The sequence below is a fragment of the Mycobacterium sp. E2238 genome, assembly GCF_001672665.1.
GTDB lineage: Bacteria > Actinomycetota > Actinomycetes > Mycobacteriales > Mycobacteriaceae > Mycobacterium.
In genome coordinates, this window is the sequence record NZ_LZKF01000258.1 from 109786 (window position 1) to 128816 (window position 19031).

At 68.2% G+C, this 19031-nt stretch carries 18 protein-coding genes and 2 pseudogenes; 6 read left to right on the forward strand and 14 right to left on the reverse strand.

The window, feature by feature from the left end; translation table 11 throughout:
• Positions 1–18: 18 nt before the first annotated feature.
• Genes A5711_RS25120 through A5711_RS25135 form a run of 4 tightly spaced genes read right to left on the reverse strand, consistent with a single transcriptional unit; the run spans position 19 to position 4725 of the window.
• Complete coding sequence (locus tag A5711_RS25120) at positions 19–1809, reverse strand: glycoside hydrolase family 15 protein (RefSeq protein ID WP_067951266.1); 1791 nt, start codon at positions 1807–1809, stop codon at positions 19–21.
• On the reverse strand, positions 1802–3505 hold the full coding sequence (locus A5711_RS25125; protein ID WP_067951268.1) for a GMC family oxidoreductase: 1704 nt from the start codon (positions 3503–3505) through the stop codon (positions 1802–1804). The genes A5711_RS25120 and A5711_RS25125 overlap by 8 nt, the downstream gene beginning before the upstream one ends.
• Positions 3505–4248 carry a gluconate 2-dehydrogenase subunit 3 family protein gene (locus tag A5711_RS25130; protein ID WP_067951269.1) on the reverse strand — a complete coding sequence of 248 codons (744 nt, stop codon included), beginning with the start codon at positions 4246–4248 and terminating at the stop codon, positions 3505–3507. The genes A5711_RS25125 and A5711_RS25130 overlap by 1 nt, the downstream gene beginning before the upstream one ends.
• A 6-nt stretch (positions 4249–4254) precedes the next feature.
• Positions 4255–4725, reverse strand: coding sequence for a hypothetical protein (locus A5711_RS25135; protein WP_067951271.1), 471 nt, complete (start codon positions 4723–4725; stop codon positions 4255–4257).
• A 564-nt stretch (positions 4726–5289) separates the two neighbouring features.
• On the opposite strand from A5711_RS25135, the pseudogene A5711_RS27085 reads away from it, so the two are divergent.
• Positions 5290–5511: pseudogene (locus tag A5711_RS27085) on the forward strand (HNH endonuclease signature motif containing protein); the annotation flags it as partial.
• A 581-nt stretch (positions 5512–6092) separates the two neighbouring features.
• On the opposite strand, the gene A5711_RS25145 reads toward A5711_RS27085, so the two are convergent.
• The 4 genes from A5711_RS25145 to A5711_RS25160 form a co-directional block, all read right to left on the reverse strand.
• Entirely contained in the window at positions 6093–6479 is a 387-nt protein-coding gene (locus tag A5711_RS25145) for a DUF2283 domain-containing protein (RefSeq protein WP_231987547.1), read from the reverse strand.
• On the reverse strand, positions 6407–6667 hold the full coding sequence (locus A5711_RS28130; RefSeq protein ID WP_082975841.1) for a DUF4258 domain-containing protein: 261 nt from the start codon (positions 6665–6667) through the stop codon (positions 6407–6409). The genes A5711_RS25145 and A5711_RS28130 overlap by 73 nt, the downstream gene beginning before the upstream one ends.
• Positions 6667–7059: a hypothetical protein gene (locus tag A5711_RS25155; protein ID WP_067951278.1), complete on the reverse strand. Its 393-nt coding sequence runs from the start codon at positions 7057–7059 to the stop codon at positions 6667–6669. The genes A5711_RS28130 and A5711_RS25155 overlap by 1 nt, the downstream gene beginning before the upstream one ends.
• A 272-nt stretch (positions 7060–7331) precedes the next feature.
• A complete protein-coding gene (locus A5711_RS25160) occupies positions 7332–8174 on the reverse strand; it encodes a hypothetical protein (protein ID WP_067951280.1) in 843 nt (280 codons plus the stop codon).
• Positions 8175–8249: 75 nt separating this feature from the next.
• Here A5711_RS25160 and A5711_RS25165 point away from each other — a divergent pair.
• Positions 8250–8546 (forward strand): annotated as a pseudogene (locus A5711_RS25165) (hypothetical protein); the annotation flags it as partial.
• Between the two features lie 13 nt (positions 8547–8559).
• Here the strand turns inward: A5711_RS25165 and A5711_RS25170 are convergent.
• Positions 8560–9240, reverse strand: a complete 681-nt coding sequence (locus tag A5711_RS25170; protein WP_067951310.1) for an MspA family porin — start codon at positions 9238–9240, stop codon at positions 8560–8562.
• A 349-nt stretch (positions 9241–9589) separates the two neighbouring features.
• Here A5711_RS25170 and A5711_RS25175 point away from each other — a divergent pair, with 349 nt between their 5' ends.
• Both A5711_RS25175 and A5711_RS25180 read left to right on the forward strand, forming a co-directional pair.
• A complete protein-coding gene (locus A5711_RS25175; protein ID WP_067951281.1) occupies positions 9590–12577 on the forward strand; it encodes an acyl-CoA synthetase in 2988 nt (995 codons plus the stop codon).
• On the forward strand, positions 12570–12785 hold the full coding sequence (locus tag A5711_RS25180) for a Trm112 family protein (RefSeq protein ID WP_067951283.1): 216 nt from the start codon (positions 12570–12572) through the stop codon (positions 12783–12785). Before A5711_RS25175 ends, A5711_RS25180 begins: the two co-directional genes overlap by 8 nt.
• Here A5711_RS25180 and A5711_RS25185 read toward each other — a convergent pair.
• The 4 genes from A5711_RS25185 to A5711_RS25200 are packed head-to-tail and all read right to left on the reverse strand — an operon-like array spanning position 12751 to position 16248.
• Positions 12751–13374, reverse strand: coding sequence for a TetR/AcrR family transcriptional regulator (locus tag A5711_RS25185; RefSeq protein WP_067951284.1), 624 nt, complete (start codon positions 13372–13374; stop codon positions 12751–12753). The two genes, A5711_RS25180 and A5711_RS25185, sit on opposite strands and share 35 nt — an antisense overlap.
• A 40-nt stretch (positions 13375–13414) precedes the next feature.
• Positions 13415–14233, reverse strand: coding sequence for an ABC transporter permease (locus A5711_RS25190; protein ID WP_082975843.1), 819 nt, complete (start codon positions 14231–14233; stop codon positions 13415–13417).
• A complete protein-coding gene (locus A5711_RS25195; RefSeq protein WP_067951287.1) occupies positions 14167–14931 on the reverse strand; it encodes an ABC transporter ATP-binding protein in 765 nt (254 codons plus the stop codon). Before A5711_RS25195 ends, A5711_RS25190 begins: the two co-directional genes overlap by 67 nt.
• Before the next feature lie 39 nt (positions 14932–14970).
• Positions 14971–16248 (reverse strand): ammonium transporter, encoded by a 1278-nt coding sequence (locus A5711_RS25200; protein ID WP_067951289.1) that lies wholly within the window; start codon positions 16246–16248, stop codon positions 14971–14973.
• A 71-nt stretch (positions 16249–16319) separates the two neighbouring features.
• Between A5711_RS25200 and A5711_RS25205 the strand changes: the two genes are divergently transcribed.
• Complete coding sequence (locus A5711_RS25205) at positions 16320–16931, forward strand: DNA-3-methyladenine glycosylase (protein ID WP_067951291.1); 612 nt, start codon at positions 16320–16322, stop codon at positions 16929–16931.
• 24 nt (positions 16932–16955) lie between these two features.
• Here the strand turns inward: A5711_RS25205 and A5711_RS25210 are convergent, their stop codons facing one another.
• The gene (locus tag A5711_RS25210) at positions 16956–17879 is read right to left on the reverse strand and encodes a bile acid:sodium symporter family protein (RefSeq protein ID WP_369829962.1); all 924 of its coding nucleotides are present in this window, start codon (positions 17877–17879) and stop codon (positions 16956–16958) included.
• 77 nt (positions 17880–17956) lie between these two features.
• Here A5711_RS25210 and tyrS point away from each other — a divergent pair.
• Positions 17957–19031: tyrosine--tRNA ligase (gene tyrS / locus A5711_RS25215; RefSeq protein ID WP_067951294.1), on the forward strand; the 1075-nt coding region annotated here is incomplete at its 3' end.

The window sequence follows — 19031 nt, forward strand, 5'->3', positions numbered from 1 at the left end:
GTGGAGATCTCCTTTCGTTCAGCCGTGGTCGGCGTCGTCGGCGAGGGTGGCCGTGCATTCCAGCATCAGCGCGTGCGCGAACGCCTGGGGGAGGTTGCCGCGGAGCTGGCGCTGCCGGACGTCGTATTCCTCGCAGAACAAGCCGGGGGGCCCGCAGGCGGCGCGGTTGCGTTCGAACCAGCGCATCGCGCAATGGGCGTGCCCCAGTTGATGTTCGGCGAGCGCCATCATGAATCCGCAGAGCAGGAAGGCGCCCTCGGCGTCACCGAGGTCGCGCTCGTCGTGCCGGAAGCGGTACACGAACCCGTCGTGGCTGAGCTGCTTGCGGACGGCGTCCAGTGTGGCCCGGGTGCGCGGGTCGTCGGCGGGCACGGCGCCGCGCACGGGTGGCAGCAGCAGCGACGCGTCGACGCCGGGCAGCCGCGGGCTGCGTTGCCAGTAGCCGCCGTGCGGGTGCAGGCTGCTGGCCGCGGTGTCGGCCAGGATCGCGTCGGCCAGCGACGCGCAGGCTGCCACCTCGTGGCCGCCGCCGGAAACCTTCGCGATGGCGCGTAGCCCGGCCACGCACGCCAGGCGGGACTGCGTCCAGTGCTCGTCGTCGATCTCCCAGATGCCCGCATCCGGTTCGCGCCAGCGCTTTTCGATGGCGCCGATGGCGGTCTGCGCGGCGCGCCAGCCGTCGGCGTCGAGCCGGTCGGCGTTGGCCGCCCATGCCAGCAGCTGCAGCGCCTCGCCGAAGACGTCGAGCTGGAATTGCTGGTTGACCCAGTTGCCCACCTTGTCGGCGCCCCCGGGGTAGCCCGGCAGGTCGAGCGTCTCCTCGCCGGGCACGCTGTCACCCGTGACGGTGTAGGCCGGCTTGAGATCGGGACCGTGTTCGAGCAGCCGGGCCCCGACGAATTCGACCGCGCAGTCGAGCAACTCGGTCGCCCCCACGGTCGCCGCGGCGATGCCGGCGTAGACCTGATCGCGGATCCACGCGTAGCGGTAGTCGTAGTTCTGGTTGGTGTGGGCGCGTTCGGGCAGGCTCATCGTGGCGGCGGCCACCATGCCGCCGCCGCTGCTGGTCAGCCCGCGCAGCACCGCGTAGGAATGCCGCCCGTCGCGGGGCGCGATGCTGCAGTTCAGCTCGGGCATGCTGCGATGCCAGGCGGCTTCCGTTGCGTCCCAGGTGATGTCGGCGTCGGGCGGCAGGTCGGGGAGAGTCCGCTCGGAGAGCTCCAGCACGAAGTCGTGCTGACCGCCCTCGTCGACGATGATCTCGCACGTGAGCAGTTCGCCGCGCCCGCGCGCCGCCTTCACGGACCGCACGTCGCAGCCGCCCAGCCAGCGCCAGCGCAACCGCCCCGACTTTCCGCTCCATACCCCGCCGTCGACGCTCATGTCGCCGGGACCGTGCCGGCCGAACTCCGCACTCGGCTGCAGCACCACTCGCACGCGCGCGGTCCCGCGGCAGCCGATGAGGCGGCGCAGCAGCACCACCCGGTCGGGATCGCCCGGGAAGGCCAGCGCCTCGCGGCACTCCACGATGCCGTCGCGGGTGATCCAGCGATTGCGCCAGATCAGGCTGCCCGGCTCGTAATAGCCGCCCCACACATGCCGGACGTCGGTCGGGGTGATCGCGTAAACGCCGCCGCCCCCAATGAGATTGGAGAACACGCCGTCGGAATCCCAGCGCGGCGCGCACATCCACGCGACGTCGCCCTGCGGCCCGAGCAGGGCACCCCGCTCGCCGTCGGCGAGCAGGGCGTACTCGCGCAACACCCGCGGCGAGAAGGTCGCCTCGATGTCGATCGTGCGGTCAGCCACGGACCCCCGCCTCCGATGGGCGCCTGGCCGGGGCGGCGCTGTCGATCTTGCCGGTCGCCAGCCGTTCGGCGAGCCGGGAGGCCAGCGCCATGATGGTCAGCGCCGGGTTCGCCGAGCCCTGCGTCGGACACACCGAGCCGTCGGCCAGAAACAGGTTAGGCACGCCCCACACCCGGTGATCGGAGTCGACCACGGAGTTGTCCGGGCGGGTGCCCATCCGGGCGCCGCCGATCAGGTGGGCGAACCGCTCGATGGTCAGCACGTCCTGGGCGCCGGCAGCGTGCAGGATGTCGCCGATCACGTTGGTGGAGTAGGCCATGTTGGCCTTGTCGTTGTCGCACAACGTGTAGTCGAACCGGGCCACCGGGATGCCGTAGGTGTCCGTCTCCTGGGCGAGGGTGACCCGATTGTCCGGACACGGCAGCAGCTCGTTGAGCACACCGATGGTCGCCCAGTGGTTGTAGTCGCGCATGTATTCGCGCAGCGCGCGGCCCCAATGGCCGTCGGCGAGCACATGTTCGGCCCACCCGATGGGCAGCGGCGAAACCGTCTGGATGGCGAAGCCGCGGGCGAACCCGCGCGAGGAGTCGGTCTCGTAGAACTGCTCCGAGGACACCTCCGGTGGCGGGGCCTTGTACATCCGGACCTCTTCCGACCACCGACCCGCGGACTGGGTGGCGCCCTGCACCATCACGTAACGCCCGACCTGGTCGTCGTTGTTGCCCAGCCCATTCGGGAAGCGATCGCACGCCGAGTTCAGCAGCAGGCGCGGCGTTTCGATGGAATACCCGGCGACCGCGACGACCTTGGCCCGCTGCAGCCGCTCGGTGCCGCCGGTCTCGTCGTAGTAGACCACCCCGCGCGCGGAGCCGGCCTCGTCGAGCTCGACGCGGGCGGCCATGCAATTGGCGCGGATCTCCACGGCGTGGGCCAAGGCGTCGGGCAGGTGCGTGACGTACGGGCTGGCTTTCGCGTTGACCTTGCAACCCTGTAAGCAGTAGCCGCGGTAGATGCAGTGCGGGCGGTTACCGAAGGTGCCGTTGACGATGCCGACGGGCCCGACCCGCATCTCGATGCCGAGCTGCATCGCCCCGCGCCACAGCTTGGCCGCGGCACCCGAAATCGGGTGCGGGGAAAAGGGATACCGATGTGGGTAGCCCCAGGGCCAGTTCTGCCCGGCCACCGGCAACTCGAGCTCGATCCGCTCGTAATGGGGGCGGACGTCTTCGTAGCCGATCGGCCAGTCCGCTCCGACCCCGTCGAGGGTGTAGGTGCGGAAGTCGCTGGGATGGAACCGCGGCGTGTAGCCGGCGTAGTGCACCATCGAACCGCCGACCCCTCGCCCGGAGTTGTTCTTGCCCAGCTCGATCGGGTCGTCGCCGCCGATGATCCGCTTCTGCGTCCAGTACAGGGAGTGCGATCCCGCCTCGTCGGAGACCCAGTCCTCGTCGGGATGCCAGAACGGCCCCGCCTCGAGGATCACGACCCGCCAGCCGGCCCGCGCCAGCCGTTGCGCGAGCACGGATCCGCCGGCGCCGGCACCGACGACCACGAGGTCGACCTCGTCGTCGTCGCTGTAGCGTTGCATGGTCTTTTCGCCGGGCAGGTCGCGCGAGTGCACGTCGAGCAGGAACCGGGACTCGTTGTCCTTCGGCCCGATCGCGCCTTTGAATAGCCCGCGGAGTCGGTCGCCCATCACAACTCTCCCTCTTGGACCACGCGGACCGGGTCCTCGTCGGTGGCGCCCGGGGTTTCGAACGGTTCGCGCGCGGCGGCGGGTCCGGTGGCACCGCCGAGGCGCATGAACCCGCGCGGGTAGGCCGGACCCCCGAAGCCGATCTCGTTCCACGCCCACGGGTGGGAGTAGAACCCGGACAACGTCATTCGCATGCACACCGACCACGCGCGTTTGACGTTGAGGCGTTCCCAGCTCCCGCCCTCCAGGGCGCCCTGCGAGAACTCGTCGATGATCGCTTCGCGGGCGTCCGGGTCGGCTTCGGCGAAGGTCTTGCTGTACCGGCGGGACGCGGTCTCGTCGAGCGCGCGCAGCACCAGCCGCCACGTGTCGCGGTCGTCGGGCATGTCGGCGTACTGGTAGCCGTCGAGGCGGCCGTCGGCGAGCTTGGAATCGACGGACTCGGGCACGGGCACTCGTGGCTCGCGGTCCTGAGCCAGCACCGTGTCGCAGAACGCCCGCAGGCACGGCTCCTCCTCCGGCGTGAAGAACCGCAGCGGGCCGGGCGGTTCCAGCCGGGCCAGCACCACCTTCTTGGTGGCGCCGTCCCACGTGTCGGTCGTTTCCAGCACGTCGTAATCCGGGTAGCGGCCGATCATTTGGGGCGTGACGCCACGGCGTTGCTTGGGCAGCCAGGACGGGTGCGGCGGTTTGCGATCCGCGCGCAGGTTGGGCAGGTGGTCGGGGCGCGAGGTGTCCGCCATCGCCGCTCAGCCCCGGAACCGCTCGCGACGCAGGACCGAGGCCAGCAGGCCCATCCCCCCGACCATGCACATCAACCCGGGCGCCGCGATCGGCGGCCCCATGGGCACGTTGTAGGACGCGTTCTTCCAGCCGCCCGGCTTGCGCGCGACGCCGCGGGCATGCAGGTATTCGCCCATCAGGCCGTTGGCGGTGTAGATCCCCGCGGTGATCGGGAGCCACGTTTTGGCCCAGCGCCGGGAGAACACCCCGCCGACCCCGGCCACCACCACCGGCGGCGTCACCACGATCGGGCTCCACATCCACTTGTTGCCGAAGCTGGCCTTGTAGTGCTCGAAATAGATTTCGGCCGTCGTGACGACGGCCGCGATGGCCGTCAGCCCGGACAGCGAGCGTTCGAAGCGACCGTGCGCGACGTCGTACAACGCCCGCTCGGCGAGGTGTTGGGCCTCGCCTCCTCCGTTGCCTAACAACAACATTTGGTTTCCCTTCCTAGCTCGTCGATTGGCCTGCGTCATGGCTCGGTTCCGCGCACTGATCGACGCGGACGTACGAAAGGTATTGCGAGGCAAGCGCGTTCGGGTTTCGGGCGATCAGACACTGGGAGCCGCCCGCAGCGGAGATCTCCCGCCGTCATGCCCATCCGTCACCTCACTTCTGAAACGAAACACGCTCGAGCAGCCACCACGCGATGAAGATTCGCGATGGCTGCCAGAGAACTGGTTAGCGCCCAGCTGTGTGTTTCAACCGAGGTGGTCCCGACGGCGCGTCGTGACCGAAGCGCATGGGGTGCGTACCCGCTTTCGATCGGCGCAAACCGTCGGTGGATCTGGGACTAGCGGTGTCGCTCGAACTTGTCGGACCGTCGATCTACTATCGAACCTATGTTCGAATATGCGTTGGCGTCGCGGTCCACCCCGGAGTCGGCGGTATTGCTGGCTCGGGTGCGGGCGGCCGGGCGTGCCGAGGCCCGGGCGGCAGCGGAACGGCTGGGGGCGGTGGCGGACTTGCTGGTATTGCGGTGCCGCGATTCGGGGGAGCGGGCCGAACCGCGCTACATCCCCTCGGCCCGGCTGGCCGATTTCGTGCGGTGCCGGGACCTGACGTGTCGGGCGCCGGGGTGTGACCGGCCGGCCGTCGACTGCGACATCGACCATACGATCCCGTACGCCGATGGCGGCCCGACGCATTCGTCGAACCTCAAATGTCTTTGCCGCCAACATCATTTGCTCAAGACGTTCTGGGGCTGGCGCGACGAGCAGGTCGGAATCGACGGTGCGGCAAGGTTTCTTGGCTGCTGCCGCGCGACGGTGCGCCGCGAATACCACCGTGGGGAACCTGTGCGGCTTTAAGGTTGGGCAGCAGTTCCGGTTCACCCTCGAAGACTTGCAGGCCTAAGTCGAGCGCGACCACCCGACCCGTGCCGCCGAGCGAGCGGCGTGGGACGCCCGCGTGCGCGCGATCGCGGACGCCGCCCCGGCGCTGTCGCCCGAGCAGATCGCCGCCCGACAGGTGAGTCATGCGCGTGAGTGGTGAGCGGAGGGCTGTAGCAACTGCGATTCTCGCAGTTGATGAGAAGTGGCTGGTGGGGTTGGGGGGGTGACCCCTTGGCGTCGGGGCGCGGCAACTCTTGCACTGCCGCAAAAAATCCCCCGCGTTGAATTCCGCAGAGATAAACTGCCCCTGAGCAGCTTTCGAATCGGGGCGAGGTTCCGGGCCGGCGTCAACCGCCTGGGGATTCCACGCAGTACGGGCGATGGGTTAGCCATGCGCACTGTCAGCGCCGGGAGTCATCACCAGCGCCGACCGGCACCCCGCCCTGCTGTCAGGTAATCCATTTGGGTCACTACACAGCAGCTTGAAACTGCTGCATCGGCGGAACCAACGACGGTCCCGGCCCCTGGGAGAACATCGCGGCATGAATTGCGTGCTTGACCTGCGAGAGAGCCAAGACATGGTTGGGGTCGCTGAAGTGAAATTTCTCCGATAGGGATTCGACCGGCAGGTCCGCGGACAAGTTGAGGACTTCAATGCCGACGACGGCCCCGGTCGCGTCGATGTCGACCTGAATGTCCGACGTCTCTTCCACCGTCTCGGCGATGGGTTCATCGGTGAGCCGGATGTACGCCGCGCCCACGGAGGTATCAACGCTGAGAGTGATCACGGCGTCCCCTTCCATGCTGCCGATTTCACCACGATACGGCCTGCGTGGGACAACGGCGGCATCGTCCACACCTTGAGAACGCTTTGTCCATCCATCCCGTACCCCAGGTGGCGAAACGCGCCGTCGTTCGCCGGTTGGTCGGAGTAGCACGTTTGAATGGCGTTCTTGATGTCGTCTTCGGTGATGCCGCGTTCCTGCATCCGGCGTCGTGGGTGGCCAACGATGACCAGGGTGATTGGTGGTGTTGAGGGGGGCATTACTGCGGGGCGATGATCTCGTAAGCCAACCTGCGTTGCGGCACGCCGTCAACCTCGACAGAAATCTCGCATAGACCGGCGCTGAGTAACGGGACGGCGGCCGAGGCGGCGAACATGGCGGCGACTTTCCCGGCGTAGCGCGGGTCTTCCGGCCCGATGGTGATGGTGCCGTCTATGACGATGTTGACGTTGCCGGGTGGGTCGATGCGGAGTTTCAGGATGATTGTTTCGGTGTCCTCGGGGGCGCGGACGCGGCCGGCGAGGTACAGAATGTGTTGTGCGGGAAGCGTTGGCGGGCGGATGTCGATATAGCTTGCGCCGACCGCTGTCAGCTTTCCGCCTTCGACCTTGGCGTATTCCGCGATGAACGCGTAGTCCAGTTCGGCGGCCATAATCGGCACCATAGCGCGGCCTCTCGGGCTGGTTGTGGAGGCGGGGCAGGAAAGATAGCCGGGTGTTGGGGGAGATGTGGAACCTGCGAGCGCCGAGCGGCGTCTGACTTTGTGGGTGCCTGGTGCGGCCGGGCGGCCCGAACAACTCTTCTATGGGCTGTCGTGCCGCACCGGGCGGTTGTTGATCGCAGCCGGGGAACTGGAACTGGCGGTTAACGACAGCGCCTCAGCGCCGCGCTGGTCGGGGCTATTTAGCGGCCCTGATCGGGTGTTCAGCGGTAGATAGCCAGTACGTCCAGCTCTAGCGCAGGCCCCTGCACAAAGTGCTCCTCCTGGCCTGGGTTGGGCACAATCTCGTGCAATCGCTTACGGCGCTCCGCACGATTGGGATAGTCCAAGCCGCGAATATCAACGAGTGGCCGCCACTTGCCGTCGTTCAGCCTTCGCTTAATCTTCCCCACGATGACCAGGCGATCATCGATCTCCGTCTCGCGCATGTGCTCGTCTGTCAACTCCCCGAACACCTTCCAACTGGTTACCTCGGAATCTTCGCCGACAACTTTTCGCGGCGACTGCAGGTGGTTGAGAATCCCCTTCACCGCATCGAGCTGGATGCCCATCGTGATCAACTTGTTGGTCGTCTCTGGCGGAATCTCAGTGTGCGCAGCAGCTGCTTCATCGACGCCCTTCTTCATGGTGTCCAGGATGCTTTCGGCGAGATTGAGATTGCGGACGCCCGAACCCGTCGCGGCGATGATGTTGAAAATTTCCGGTATGTAGGCGTCGCACTCCCACGAGATGAACTCGCCGATGTTTGCCGAGGCGAAGGCGCCGTCGGGTTCCATGACATCGATCCATCCAATGGCGTCGGCGTCGGCGTTGGCTGCGTCTAGTAGACGCTCGAATTGAGCTTCGGCGGTGTCGGACATGTCCCACGTGTGCTCTGTCTCATTGTCCGAACTCAGAGACCCCTCAAGCACTTTGGCGGCCAGCTTCCCGCCCTTCGAGCCCTTCTTCGAGGAACGCATCTTGGTCTCGGCGATCAACCCACCTTCCAACGTCGCCGTATATTCGGCGAGCGAAGCGGTATCGAGGTAGACAAACTTCCTTAGCAATTTTCACAGACCTCCCTGTAGTAAACCCGAGAATACTTGCCGAGGGTGACATCGGTGGTCCTATATCTCAGCTTGTTGCCCGACGGCACCCTCATCTGGCGGCTGCCCGCCGGGCACACCTACGTCACCACCCCGGGCAGCGCGCTGCTGTTCCCCAGCCTGTGCGCGCCCACCGGCGACCTCCCGGCACCCACGGCACCCGAGCGCTGCGGGGGCCGCACCGCGATGATGCCCCGGCGCACCCGCACCCGCGCCCAGAACCGGGCCCAGCGCATCGCCACCGAACGTCACCACAACCGCGACGCCCGACTGGCAACCCAACCCACCGCACGCGGCCCCGCACCGCCGGACGACGAGCCCCCACCCTTCTAGGGCGCTCCGCCGTTCACACGGTTTTGGTGACGCCGACGTAGGACAGCACCACGTCGGATTCGTCGGTCACTTGGGTCAGCGTCGCGTAGGACCGGATGAACGACTGACCCACGCACCCATCGATTTTGACGTGGAATCCGGTGACGATGACCCGCGGATTCGGGCCCGTGAACTCCTTCTTGGCCACCGGTACTACGACTACGACACCCGGCTTGAGGCCCACGGTGATCAGGCCGTTCATCGGGGTGGTGACCAACGGCACCGGCGTCGGCGCACCGGTAAACACGCCCGCCAAGCCCAGGCCGGGGGTCACGCCGGCGTTGCCGCCGAGGGTGACGCCGTTGGACGTGCTCATGTCGATGCCGCAGCCGATCTCGTAACCCACCTCGAGGGTGCCGTGGGGATTTTCGAGCCCGTCCAGCGAGGCGGCAAACGTTCCGCGGGCGAGGTATTCGCGAGACGATAGCGCGGTGGTCAACGGCGCGATGGGAACTTGCGACTCGTCCCGCGCCCCGAGGGTGAGGGTCCAGCCTTCCGGCGTCGTGTAGGTCACCGGTTCGGACGAGGGCACCCGCCCGTCGTCCGGCGTTACCGCGGCAACGTTTTCCGCGTCGGGGTCGGCGGCCGTCGGCGGTGCCGAGATCACCGCAAAGACGACGCACGAAGCGACGATCGCAGCGCGACGGACGACCACGGCTACCGGCCACACGTGCGACACCGTATGCGCGGCCCGATCCCGCTCCCGGAATTTGCTGGTCGAGCCGCCGAAGTCGTTGTGCGTTCGTAATCGTTATGGGATATGGCAGCGGAAGTTTGGGTTGGCGTGCCGGACGAACGGATCGCTGCTCCGGTCATTAGCGGGGCGAGCCTCGAGCACGCCGGACTCCCCAGGCGCGGCGGCCCCGGACGGAGCCCGACCGGGGCCGAAGGTCGACCCGCACGACTGCGGCGGCTGACCGCCCCGAGGTAAATCGCCTGGCCAGGACCGCCGAGCCCGCGGGTGTGCCATGATGTCGGAGCTGTCAAGACATTAGGGAGCGGCCGTGGATCTCAACTTGTCGATTGTCACGCGACCGGTCGAGCGCCTGATAGCTACGGCGCAGAACGGGCTCGAGGTCTTGCGACTGGGGGGCTTGGAAACCGGCACCGTGCCGTCGCCTTCGCAGATCGTCGAGAGCGTACCGATGTACAAGCTCCGACGCTATTTCCCGCCCGACAGCCGCCCGGACAAGCCGCGGGTCGGCCCGCCGGTGCTGATGGTGCACCCGATGATGATGTCGGCGGACATGTGGGACGTCACGCGCGAGGACGGCGCGGTCGGCATCCTGCACGCCAACGGGCTGGATCCCTGGGTCATCGACTTCGGCGAACCCGACAAGGTCGAAGGCGGCATGCGCCGCACGCTGGCCGACCACATCGTCGCGCTCAGCCAGGCGATCGACACCGTCAGGGACGTCACCGGAAGCGACGTCCATCTGGTCGGGTATTCGCAGGGTGGCATGTGGTGCTACCAGGTCGCCGCGTACCGGCGTTCGAAAAGCCTGGCCAGCATCGTCACCTTCGGTTCGCCGGTGGACACCCTGGCCGCCCTGCCGATGGGCATCCCGGCGAACTTCGCCGCGCCCGCCGCCAACTTCATGGCCGACCACGTCTTCAGCCGGCTGGACATCCCCAGCTGGATGGCGCGCACCGGCTTTCAGATGCTCGACCCGCTCAAGACCGCCAAGGCCCGAGTGGATTTCGTGCGCCAGCTGCACGACCGCGAGGCGCTACTTCCGCGCGAACAACAGCGCCGGTTCCTCGAGCGCGAAGGCTGGATCGCCTGGTCCGGGCCGGCGATCTCCGAACTGCTCAAACAATTCATCGCCCACAACCGAATGATGACCGGCGGCTTCGCCGTCAACGGGCAAATGGTCACGCTCACCGACATCACCTGCCCCGTGCTGGCCTTCGTCGGCGAGGTGGACGACATCGGGCAGCCGGCATCGGTACGCGGCATCCGGCGCGCGGCCCCCGACGCCGAAGTGTACGAAAGTCGCATCCGCACAGGGCATTTCGGCCTGGTCGTCGGATCGAAGGCGGCGCAGCAGAGCTGGCCGACCGTCGCCGAATGGGTGCAATGGCTCTCCACCGGCGGCGACAAGCCGGACAGCATCGACCTGATGGCCGACCAGCCCGAGGAGCACAGCGACAGCGGCGTCGCGCTGAGCTCGCGGCTCGTGCACGGCATCGGGGAGGTCTCCGAGGCGGCGCTGGGCGTGGTGCGCGGCGCGGCCAACACGGTGGTCGCGGCCAATAAGTCGATGCGGACCCTGGCCGTAGAAACGGCCCGGACGCTGCCGCGGCTGGTCCGGCTGGGACAGATCAACGACCACACCCGAATCTCGCTGGGCCGCATCATCGACGAACAGGCGCACGACGCCCCGCGGGGCGAGTTCCTGCTGTTCGACGGGCGCGTGCACACCTACGAGGCCGTCAACCGGCGGATCAACAACGTCGTCCGCGGCCTGATCGAGGTCGGGGTGCGGCAGGGCGACCGGGTCGGCGTGCTGATGGAGACGCGGCCCAGCGCGCTGGTCGCCATCGCCGCGCTGTCCCGGCTGGGCGCGGTCGCGGTGGTGATGCGACCGGACGCCGACCTGGCAGCGTCGGTTCGGCTCGGGGGCGTGACCGAGCTGTTGACCGACCCCACCAACCTCGAGGCGGTGCTGGCGTCGGGCCGCGATGGGCTGCGGCAGGTGCTGGTGCTCGGCGGCGGCGAGTCGCGGGACCTGCATCTGCCCGACGACAGCGACGTCATCGACATGGAGCGGATCGACCCGGACGCCGTCGAGCTGCCCGGCTGGTACCGGCCCAACCCGGGGCTGGCGCGGGACTTGGCGTTCATCGCGTTCAGTGCGGCCGGCGGCGAGTTGGTCGCCAAGCAGATCACCAACTACCGGTGGGCGGTGTCGGCGTTCGGGACCGCCTCGACGGCCGCGCTGGACCGCCGGGACACCGTGTACTGCTTGACCCCGCTGCACCACGAGTCGGCGCTGCTGGTCAGCCTCGGCGGCGCGGTGGTCGGCGGGACCCGCATCGCGTTGTCCCGCGGACTGGACCGGGACCGGTTCGTTCAGGAGGTGCGGCAGTACGGCGTCACGGTGGTGTCCTACACCTGGGCCATGCTCCGCGAGATCGTCGACGACCCCGCGTTCGTGCTGCACGGCAACCACCCGGTGCGGCTGTTCATCGGGTCCGGCATGCCGACGGGCCTGTGGGGCCGGGTCGTCGACGCGTTTGCGCCCGCCCATGTCGTCGAGTTCTTCGCGACCACCGACGGGCAAGCGGTGCTGGCCAATGTGTCTGGGGCCAAGATCGGCAGCAAGGGCCGACCGCTGCCGGGCGCGGGGCGTATCGAGCTGGCGGCCTACGACGCCGAGCAGGATCTGATCCTGGAGAACGACCGCGGCTTCGTCCAGGTGGCCGAGCCGAAAGAGGTCGGGGTGCTGCTCGCCGCGTCCAACGGCCCGATCGATCCGACGGCGTCGGTCAAGCGGGGAGTCTTCGCCGCCGGCGACACCTGGATCTCGACGGAGTACCTGTTCTATCGCGACGACGACGGCGACTTCTGGTTGGCGGGCAGGCGCGGCTCGGTGGTCCACACCGCGCGGGGCCTGGTGTATGCCGAGCGGGTCACCGACGCGCTGGGGTGCATCAACGGCGTCGACCTCGCGGTGACCTACAACGTGCCGGTGGGCGACCGGGAGGTGGCGGTCGCGGCGGTTACGCTGCTTCCGGGGGCCAGCATCACCGCGGCCGACCTGACCGACGCCGTGGCCAAGATTCCCATCGGGGTGGGTCCCGACATCGTCCAAGTGTGTCCGGAGATGATTTTGAGCGCGACCTACCGTCCGACCGTCAGCGCGTTGCGCGCGGCGGGAATTCCCAAGCCGGGCCGCCAGGTGTGGTACTTCGACGGCGAGAGCAACTTCTTCCGAAAGCTGACCGCCGGCGTGCGGGCCGAGCTGAGCGGGCGCACCGATGGTTGACGACTCACTGCTGGCAATCCTGGTCTGCCCGGCCGACCGGGGACCGCTGCTGCTGGTGGACGACGAATTGCTGTACAACCCGCGGTTGCGGCGTGCCTACCGCATCGAGGACGGCATCCCGGTGCTGCTCATCGACGAGGCGCGAGACGTCGATGACGACGAGCACGCCCGGCTCATGGCACAAGGCCGTCCGGCAGATCCCCGGTGAGGTAACGCTGCAGGTTCGGCGCGATGGTTTGCGCGACCTGATCGGCCGGTAGCGACGCGAACGGCTCCAATCGCAGGATGTAGCGCGCCATCACCACGCCGACCAGTTGCGACGCGACGAACTGGACGCGGATCAATCCACTGCCGGGCGGATTGTCAACGCGCGGACCAACTTCCACCCCGATCACGTCCTCGATGAACGTGCGGAACAGGTTGACCTCCGAGCCGGCCAGGACGGACCGCAGCGTGGCGATGAAGCCCGTGCCCAAATCGGAATCCCACAGCGGCAACAACATCGACGGCAGCCGGTAGCCGACTTCCTCGATCGGCACGTCGCGCAGCGGGCCGATGATGTCCATCGGGTCGATCGGGATGTGGACGGCGGCGGCGAACAGCTTCTCCTTGGTGCCGAAATAGTGATGCACCAGCGCCGAATCCACACCCGCCGCGGCCGCTACCGCACGGATCGAGGTATTGCCAATACCATTGGTGGCAAACAACTCTCGGGCGCTGGCCAGGATGCGGTTGCGGGTGTCGGAGCTTCCGGCGGGGCGCCCCGGCCGACGGCGCCGGGTGTTGGGGGCCGCCACTAGGACCCTCCGTGGCGACCCGCCGCGCTCGCGATCGCCACTAGGCGGTCCGCCGACGCAGCGTCGCCGCCGCCAGGCACAGCGCGATGAGCGCGGAGCCGAGCACGACGACGATGTCGCGCACCGCGATGTAGGTCAGCTGCGGGTGCGCACCCACCTGCTGGAGGGCCTCCAGCGCGTAGCTGGCCGGCATCACGTTGCTGATCCACTGCAGCCAGTGTGGCATCAGCGCCCGCGGCACGATGATCCCGGCCAGCAACAACTGCGGAACCATCACCAACGGAATGAATTGCACGGCCTGAAACTCCGTGCGCGCGAAGGCACTACACAGCAGGCCCAGCCCCACACCCAACACGGCGTTGACGATCGCGATCACGAACACCCACGCGGGGCTGCCCGCGGTGTCGAAGCCGAGCGCCCAAAACGACACGATGCACGCCAGAATGGCTTGTGCCGCAGCGGCCGTCGAGAACGCGGTGCCGTAGGCGATCAGTAGGTCGAACCGGCGCAGGGGAGTGGTCAGGATGCGCTCCAGCGTCCCGGAGGCCCGTTCCCGCTGCATCGTGATCGCCGTGATGATGAACATCACGAACAGCGGGAAGAGGCCCAGCAGGATCAGGCAGGCGTTGTTGAACGGTGCCGGGGTGCCGGGCCGATGCGGTGCGTTCTGGAACATGAAGTACATCAGCGAGATGACCAAGAGCGGCACGAACAGAATCATCGCGACGCTGCGGTGGTCGGCGGCCAGCTGGCGCAGGATCCGCGTCGTGGTGGCGGTGTATCCCTTGAGCCCTACCCGGCTTCGCGCATGGTGGTGCGCCTGATGATGGACAGAAACGCGTCCTCCAGTGACGTGCATCCGGTGTCCTCTCGTAGTCGGGCCGGGGTGGTGTGCGCGAGCAGGTGTCCGTCGCGCATCAGCAACAGGTCGCCGCAGTGGTCGGCTTCGTCCATGACGTGACTGGACACCAGCAGCGTGGTTCCGGCACGGGCGAGGTCGGCGAACTGCCCCCACAGATCCGCGCGCAGCACCGGGTCCAAACCCACCGTGGGCTCGTCGAGCACGAGCAGGTCGGGCTGGCAGACCAGCGCGCACGCCAGCGACACTCGGGTGCGCTGACCACCGGAAAGGTTGGCGCAGAAGGCGGTTCGTTGATCGGCCAGCCCGACCCGCTCGATCGCGGTGTCGGCGGCCTGGTGGTCGAAACCGTATAGCGAGGCGAAGTACCGCACGTTGTCGACGACCCGCAGGTCGTTGTAGATGGTCGGGTCCTGGGGCAGGTATCCGACGCGGCGGTGCAGCGCCGCCGACCCGGCCGGGTGGCCGAGCACGGTGACGGCTCCCTTGGAATTTCCAGTCACGATCTGCGTGCCGACGATGCAGCGCATCAGGGTGGTCTTGCCGCAGCCGGACGGGCCGAGCAGGCCGGTGATGCTGCCCCGCCCAATCTGCACCGAGACGTCGTGCAGTGCGGTGCATTTGCCGCGGATCACCCGCAGGTGGTCGATGCGGACGGCCGGGGCCGAGATTAATTCATCATTTGATGAAGTCATCATATGATGAATATCCGCCTGCGCCGCGGCGCTGTCAAGGGGCTACGGGGAACGTTCGGGCGATCCCGGGCGGCGCTGCGGCAGGTGTCCGTGCACGCCCTCGGCGTAGGCCGTCTCGGCGTGCTGGGTGAGGTCGACGCCGGTGATCTCGTCTTCCGCGCTGACCCGGAAGCCCATCACCCGGTCGATCAGCTTCGCGAGCACGAACGACACGGCGAACGCATACACCGCGACGACGACGATCGCGAGCGTCTGCTTGCCCAGCTGGGTGAAGCCGCCCCCATAGAAGAGGCCCCGCGGGCCCGACGTCATGACCGCCGTGGCGAGCAGCCCGATCAACGACACACCGACGACCCCGCCGACGAAGTGCACGCCGACCACATCGAGCGAATCGTCGTAGTTGAACCGAAACTTCGCGCTGACCGCGAACGAACACACGACGCCGGCCGCGAGGCCGACGACCGCCGCCCCGAGCGTGTTGACGGTGCCGCACGACGGCGTGATGGCGACGAGCCCCGCCACCACCCCGGACGCCGCGCCGAACGTCGTGGGCCTGCCGTCGCGGACCTGTTCGACCGACAGCCAGCCGAGCATGCCGAGGCAGCCGGCGACGAGGGTGTTGAGGAAGATGGCAGCGGCGGTGCCGTTGGCGGCCAGCGCAGACCCGGCGTTGAACCCGAACCAGCCGAACCACAGCAGGCCGACACCGAGCAGCACGAGCGGCAGGTTGTGCGGCCGCATGGCGTCCTTCTTGAAGCCGATGCGGGGGCCGAGCACCAGCGCCAGGGCCAGGGCCGAGGAACCGGACACGATCTCGACGACGAGGCCGCCCGCGTAGTCCAGCACGCCCATCTTGGCCAGCCAGCCGCCGGGCCCCCATACCCAGTGCGCCACAACCGAATACACGACGACCGTCCACACCGGGACGAACACCATCCACGCGGCGAACTTCGCGCGGTCGGCGATGGCGCCGCTGACCAGGGCGGCCGTGATGATCGCGAACGTGACCTGGAACGTTGCGTACAGGAGTTCGGGAACCGCGCCGTGGGCGGTGTCCGGGGTGATACCCAGCATCCCGACATGCCTGAGATTGCCGAGGAACCCGCTCGCCCCGTCCTCGCTGAAGGCGATGGTGTAGCCCAGCAACAGCCACGCCACCGTGACCAGCGGGATGGAGATGAAGCTCATCATGATCATGTTGAGCACGCCGGTGGTGCGGACCATGCCGCCGTAGAAGATCGCCAGGCCGGGCGTCATCAGGAGGACCAGCGCGGTGCTGGCCAGCAGCCACGCGGTGGCGGCGGGGTCGATCGGATGCATGCTGTGTGCTCCTTCACAGGTCCCAGGACACCGGGATACTGCCATGGCAGCGCTGCCGGTAGGTTCGGTGGGTGGCCGCAAGCCAGCTGCTCGTCGACCCCGTCGCGGCCGCGCATCGGCTACTCGGCGCCACCCTCACCGGGCGGGGCGTCAGCGCCGTCATCGTGGAAGTCGAGGCGTACGGCGGAGTTCCGGACGGCCCATGGCCGGACGCCGCGGCGCACTCCTATCGCGGCATCAGCGGGCGCAACGCGGTGATGTTCGGGCCTCCCGGCCGCCTCTACACCTATCGCAGCCACGGGATCCACGTCTGCGCCAACGTTTCCTGCGGGCCGGACGGGACCGCCGCGGCCGTCCTGTTGCGGGCCGCCGCCCTCGAGGACGGCACCGATACCGCCCGCGCCCGGCGCGGCGAGCTGGTTCGCGCGGCCGCGCTGGCGCGCGGGCCCGGCAATCTGTGTTCGGCCCTGGGAATCACCATGGACGACAACGGGATTGACCTGTTCGACCCCGCCAACCCGGTCACCCTGGAACTCAACGAGCCGCTGACCCCCGTGGCGGGCCCGCGGGTGGGGGTCAGCCAGGCCGCCGACCGGCCGTGGCGGTTCTGGCTTCCCGGGCGCCCGGAAGTGTCGGCATACCGGCGCAGCCCACGGGCGCCCGCCCCGGGGACCAGCGACTAGCGGCAGCGGGTCGCCTTCATAGGGCTAGGCGGCCGCCGGTGCGGGGACCGCACGAAACGCCGGGTCCACTCGCCGCGCCAGGAACACGAACGCCACGGCCAGCAGCGGCGCGACGGCACTGTATATCGCGGCCGGCGTGGCCATCTCGGCGCTGTTCAGCAGTTGCGGACTCAACGCGACGCCCATCGCCACCACGGCGTTGTGCATGCCGACCTCCAGGCTGACCGCGACGGCCTGCCGCGGAGCCAGCCGCATCAGGCGCGGCGCCAGATAGCCGACCGTCAGGCTCACGGCGCAGAAGGCCACGACGGCTCCGCTCAGCAGGCCGAGGTTGTGCCAGAGCGTCGTTCGTCCCCCGGCGACGGCCCCGAGCACGGCGAGTACGAGCAGCGTGAGCGCGACGATCCGGACCGGTTTCTGCAGTCGCCGGGCCAGTGCGGGAAAGCGGTGGCGGACGGCCACCCCGATCGCGATGGGGACTATGACCAGGCCGATCACCGCGAAGAACTTGTCGGGCTGCAGCGGGAGAAACCGCCCTTTGCCGAGGAACCAGGTCATCGACACCGCCAGAATCGCGGGCAAGGCAATGATGGACAGCACGGCGTTGATCGCCGTCAGCGTGAGGTTGAGCGCCAAGTCGCCGTTGAACAGGTGGCTGAGGATGCTGGACATCGTCCCGCCGGGCGTGGCGGCCATCAGCATCAGCCCGACCGCCAGGTGGGGCTCGAGGTGGAAGGCCTCGGCGATGACCAGGCACAGCGACGGGAGCAGCAGCGACTGGCAGACGAGCGCGACGACCAGTGGTTTGCGCAGCGTGGCCGCCCGCTTGAAGTCGTCGACCGTGAGCGTCAGCCCGAGGGCGAGCATGATGATCACGACCACCAACGGCCAGTACCGGTTGTCCATGACGCTCCGCGTTGTTTGGTGCGCTGAGGGAAAAGCGACGATGCGCCGCGCCGTTAGCTTGCCTTATCGAGCAGCGCAGGGGCGAATCGTGGCCGCGGGACCGACTAAAGTCGGCGGCGATGTCTTCCGGGATCCTTGACGAGCTGAGCTGGCGTGGGCTGATCGCGCAGTCCACCGACCTCGACGCGTTGGCGGCCGAGGCGCAGCGCGGGCCGTTGACGGTGTACGCGGGCTTCGACCCGACCGCGGCCAGCCTGCACGCGGGGCACCTGGTGCCGCTGCTGGCGCTGCGGCGTTTCCAGCGCGCCGGCCACCGCCCGATCGTGCTCGCCGGCGGCGCCACCGGCATGATCGGTGACCCGCGCGACGTCGGGGAGCGCACCCTGAACGAGGCGGACGTCGTCGCCGACTGGACCGAGCGCATCCGCGGGCAGCTCGAGCGCTTCGTCGACTTCGACGAATCCGAGACGGGCGCGGTCGTCGTCAACAACCTGGACTGGACGGCCCCGCTGTCGGCCATCGAGTTCCTGCGTGACCTCGGCAAGCACTTCTCGGTCAACGTCATGCTGGATCGCGACACCGTCCGGCGGCGGCTGGAGGGCGAGGGCATCTCCTACACGGAATTCAGCTACATGCTCCTTCAGGCCAACGACTACGTCGAATTGCACCGCCGGTACGGCTGCACGCTGCAGATCGGCGGTTCCGATCAGTGGGGCAACATCATCGCCGGTGTGCGATTGGTCCGCCAGAAGCTGGGCGCGACGGTGCACGCGCTCACCGTCCCGCTGGTGACAGCGGCCGACGGCACCAAGTTCGGCAAGTCCACCGGCGGCGGCAGCCTGTGGCTGGACCCGGCGATGACCACCCCGTATGCCTGGTACCAGTACTTCTTCAACACCGCCGACGCCGACGTGATCCGGTACCTGCGTTGGTTCACCTTCCTGTCGGCCGACGAGCTCGCCGAGCTGGAGCGGGCGACCGCCGAGCGACCGCAGCAGCGCGCCGCCCAGCGCCGGCTCGCCCGCGAACTGACCGTGCTGGTGCACGGCGAGGCGGCCACCGAGGCGGTCGAGCACGCCAGCCGGGCGCTGTTCGGGCAGGGCGAATTGGACCGCCTGGACGAGGCGACGCTGTCGGCGGCGCTGCGCGAGGCCTCGGTCGCCGAGCTCAAACCCGGTGGCCCCGACGGGATCG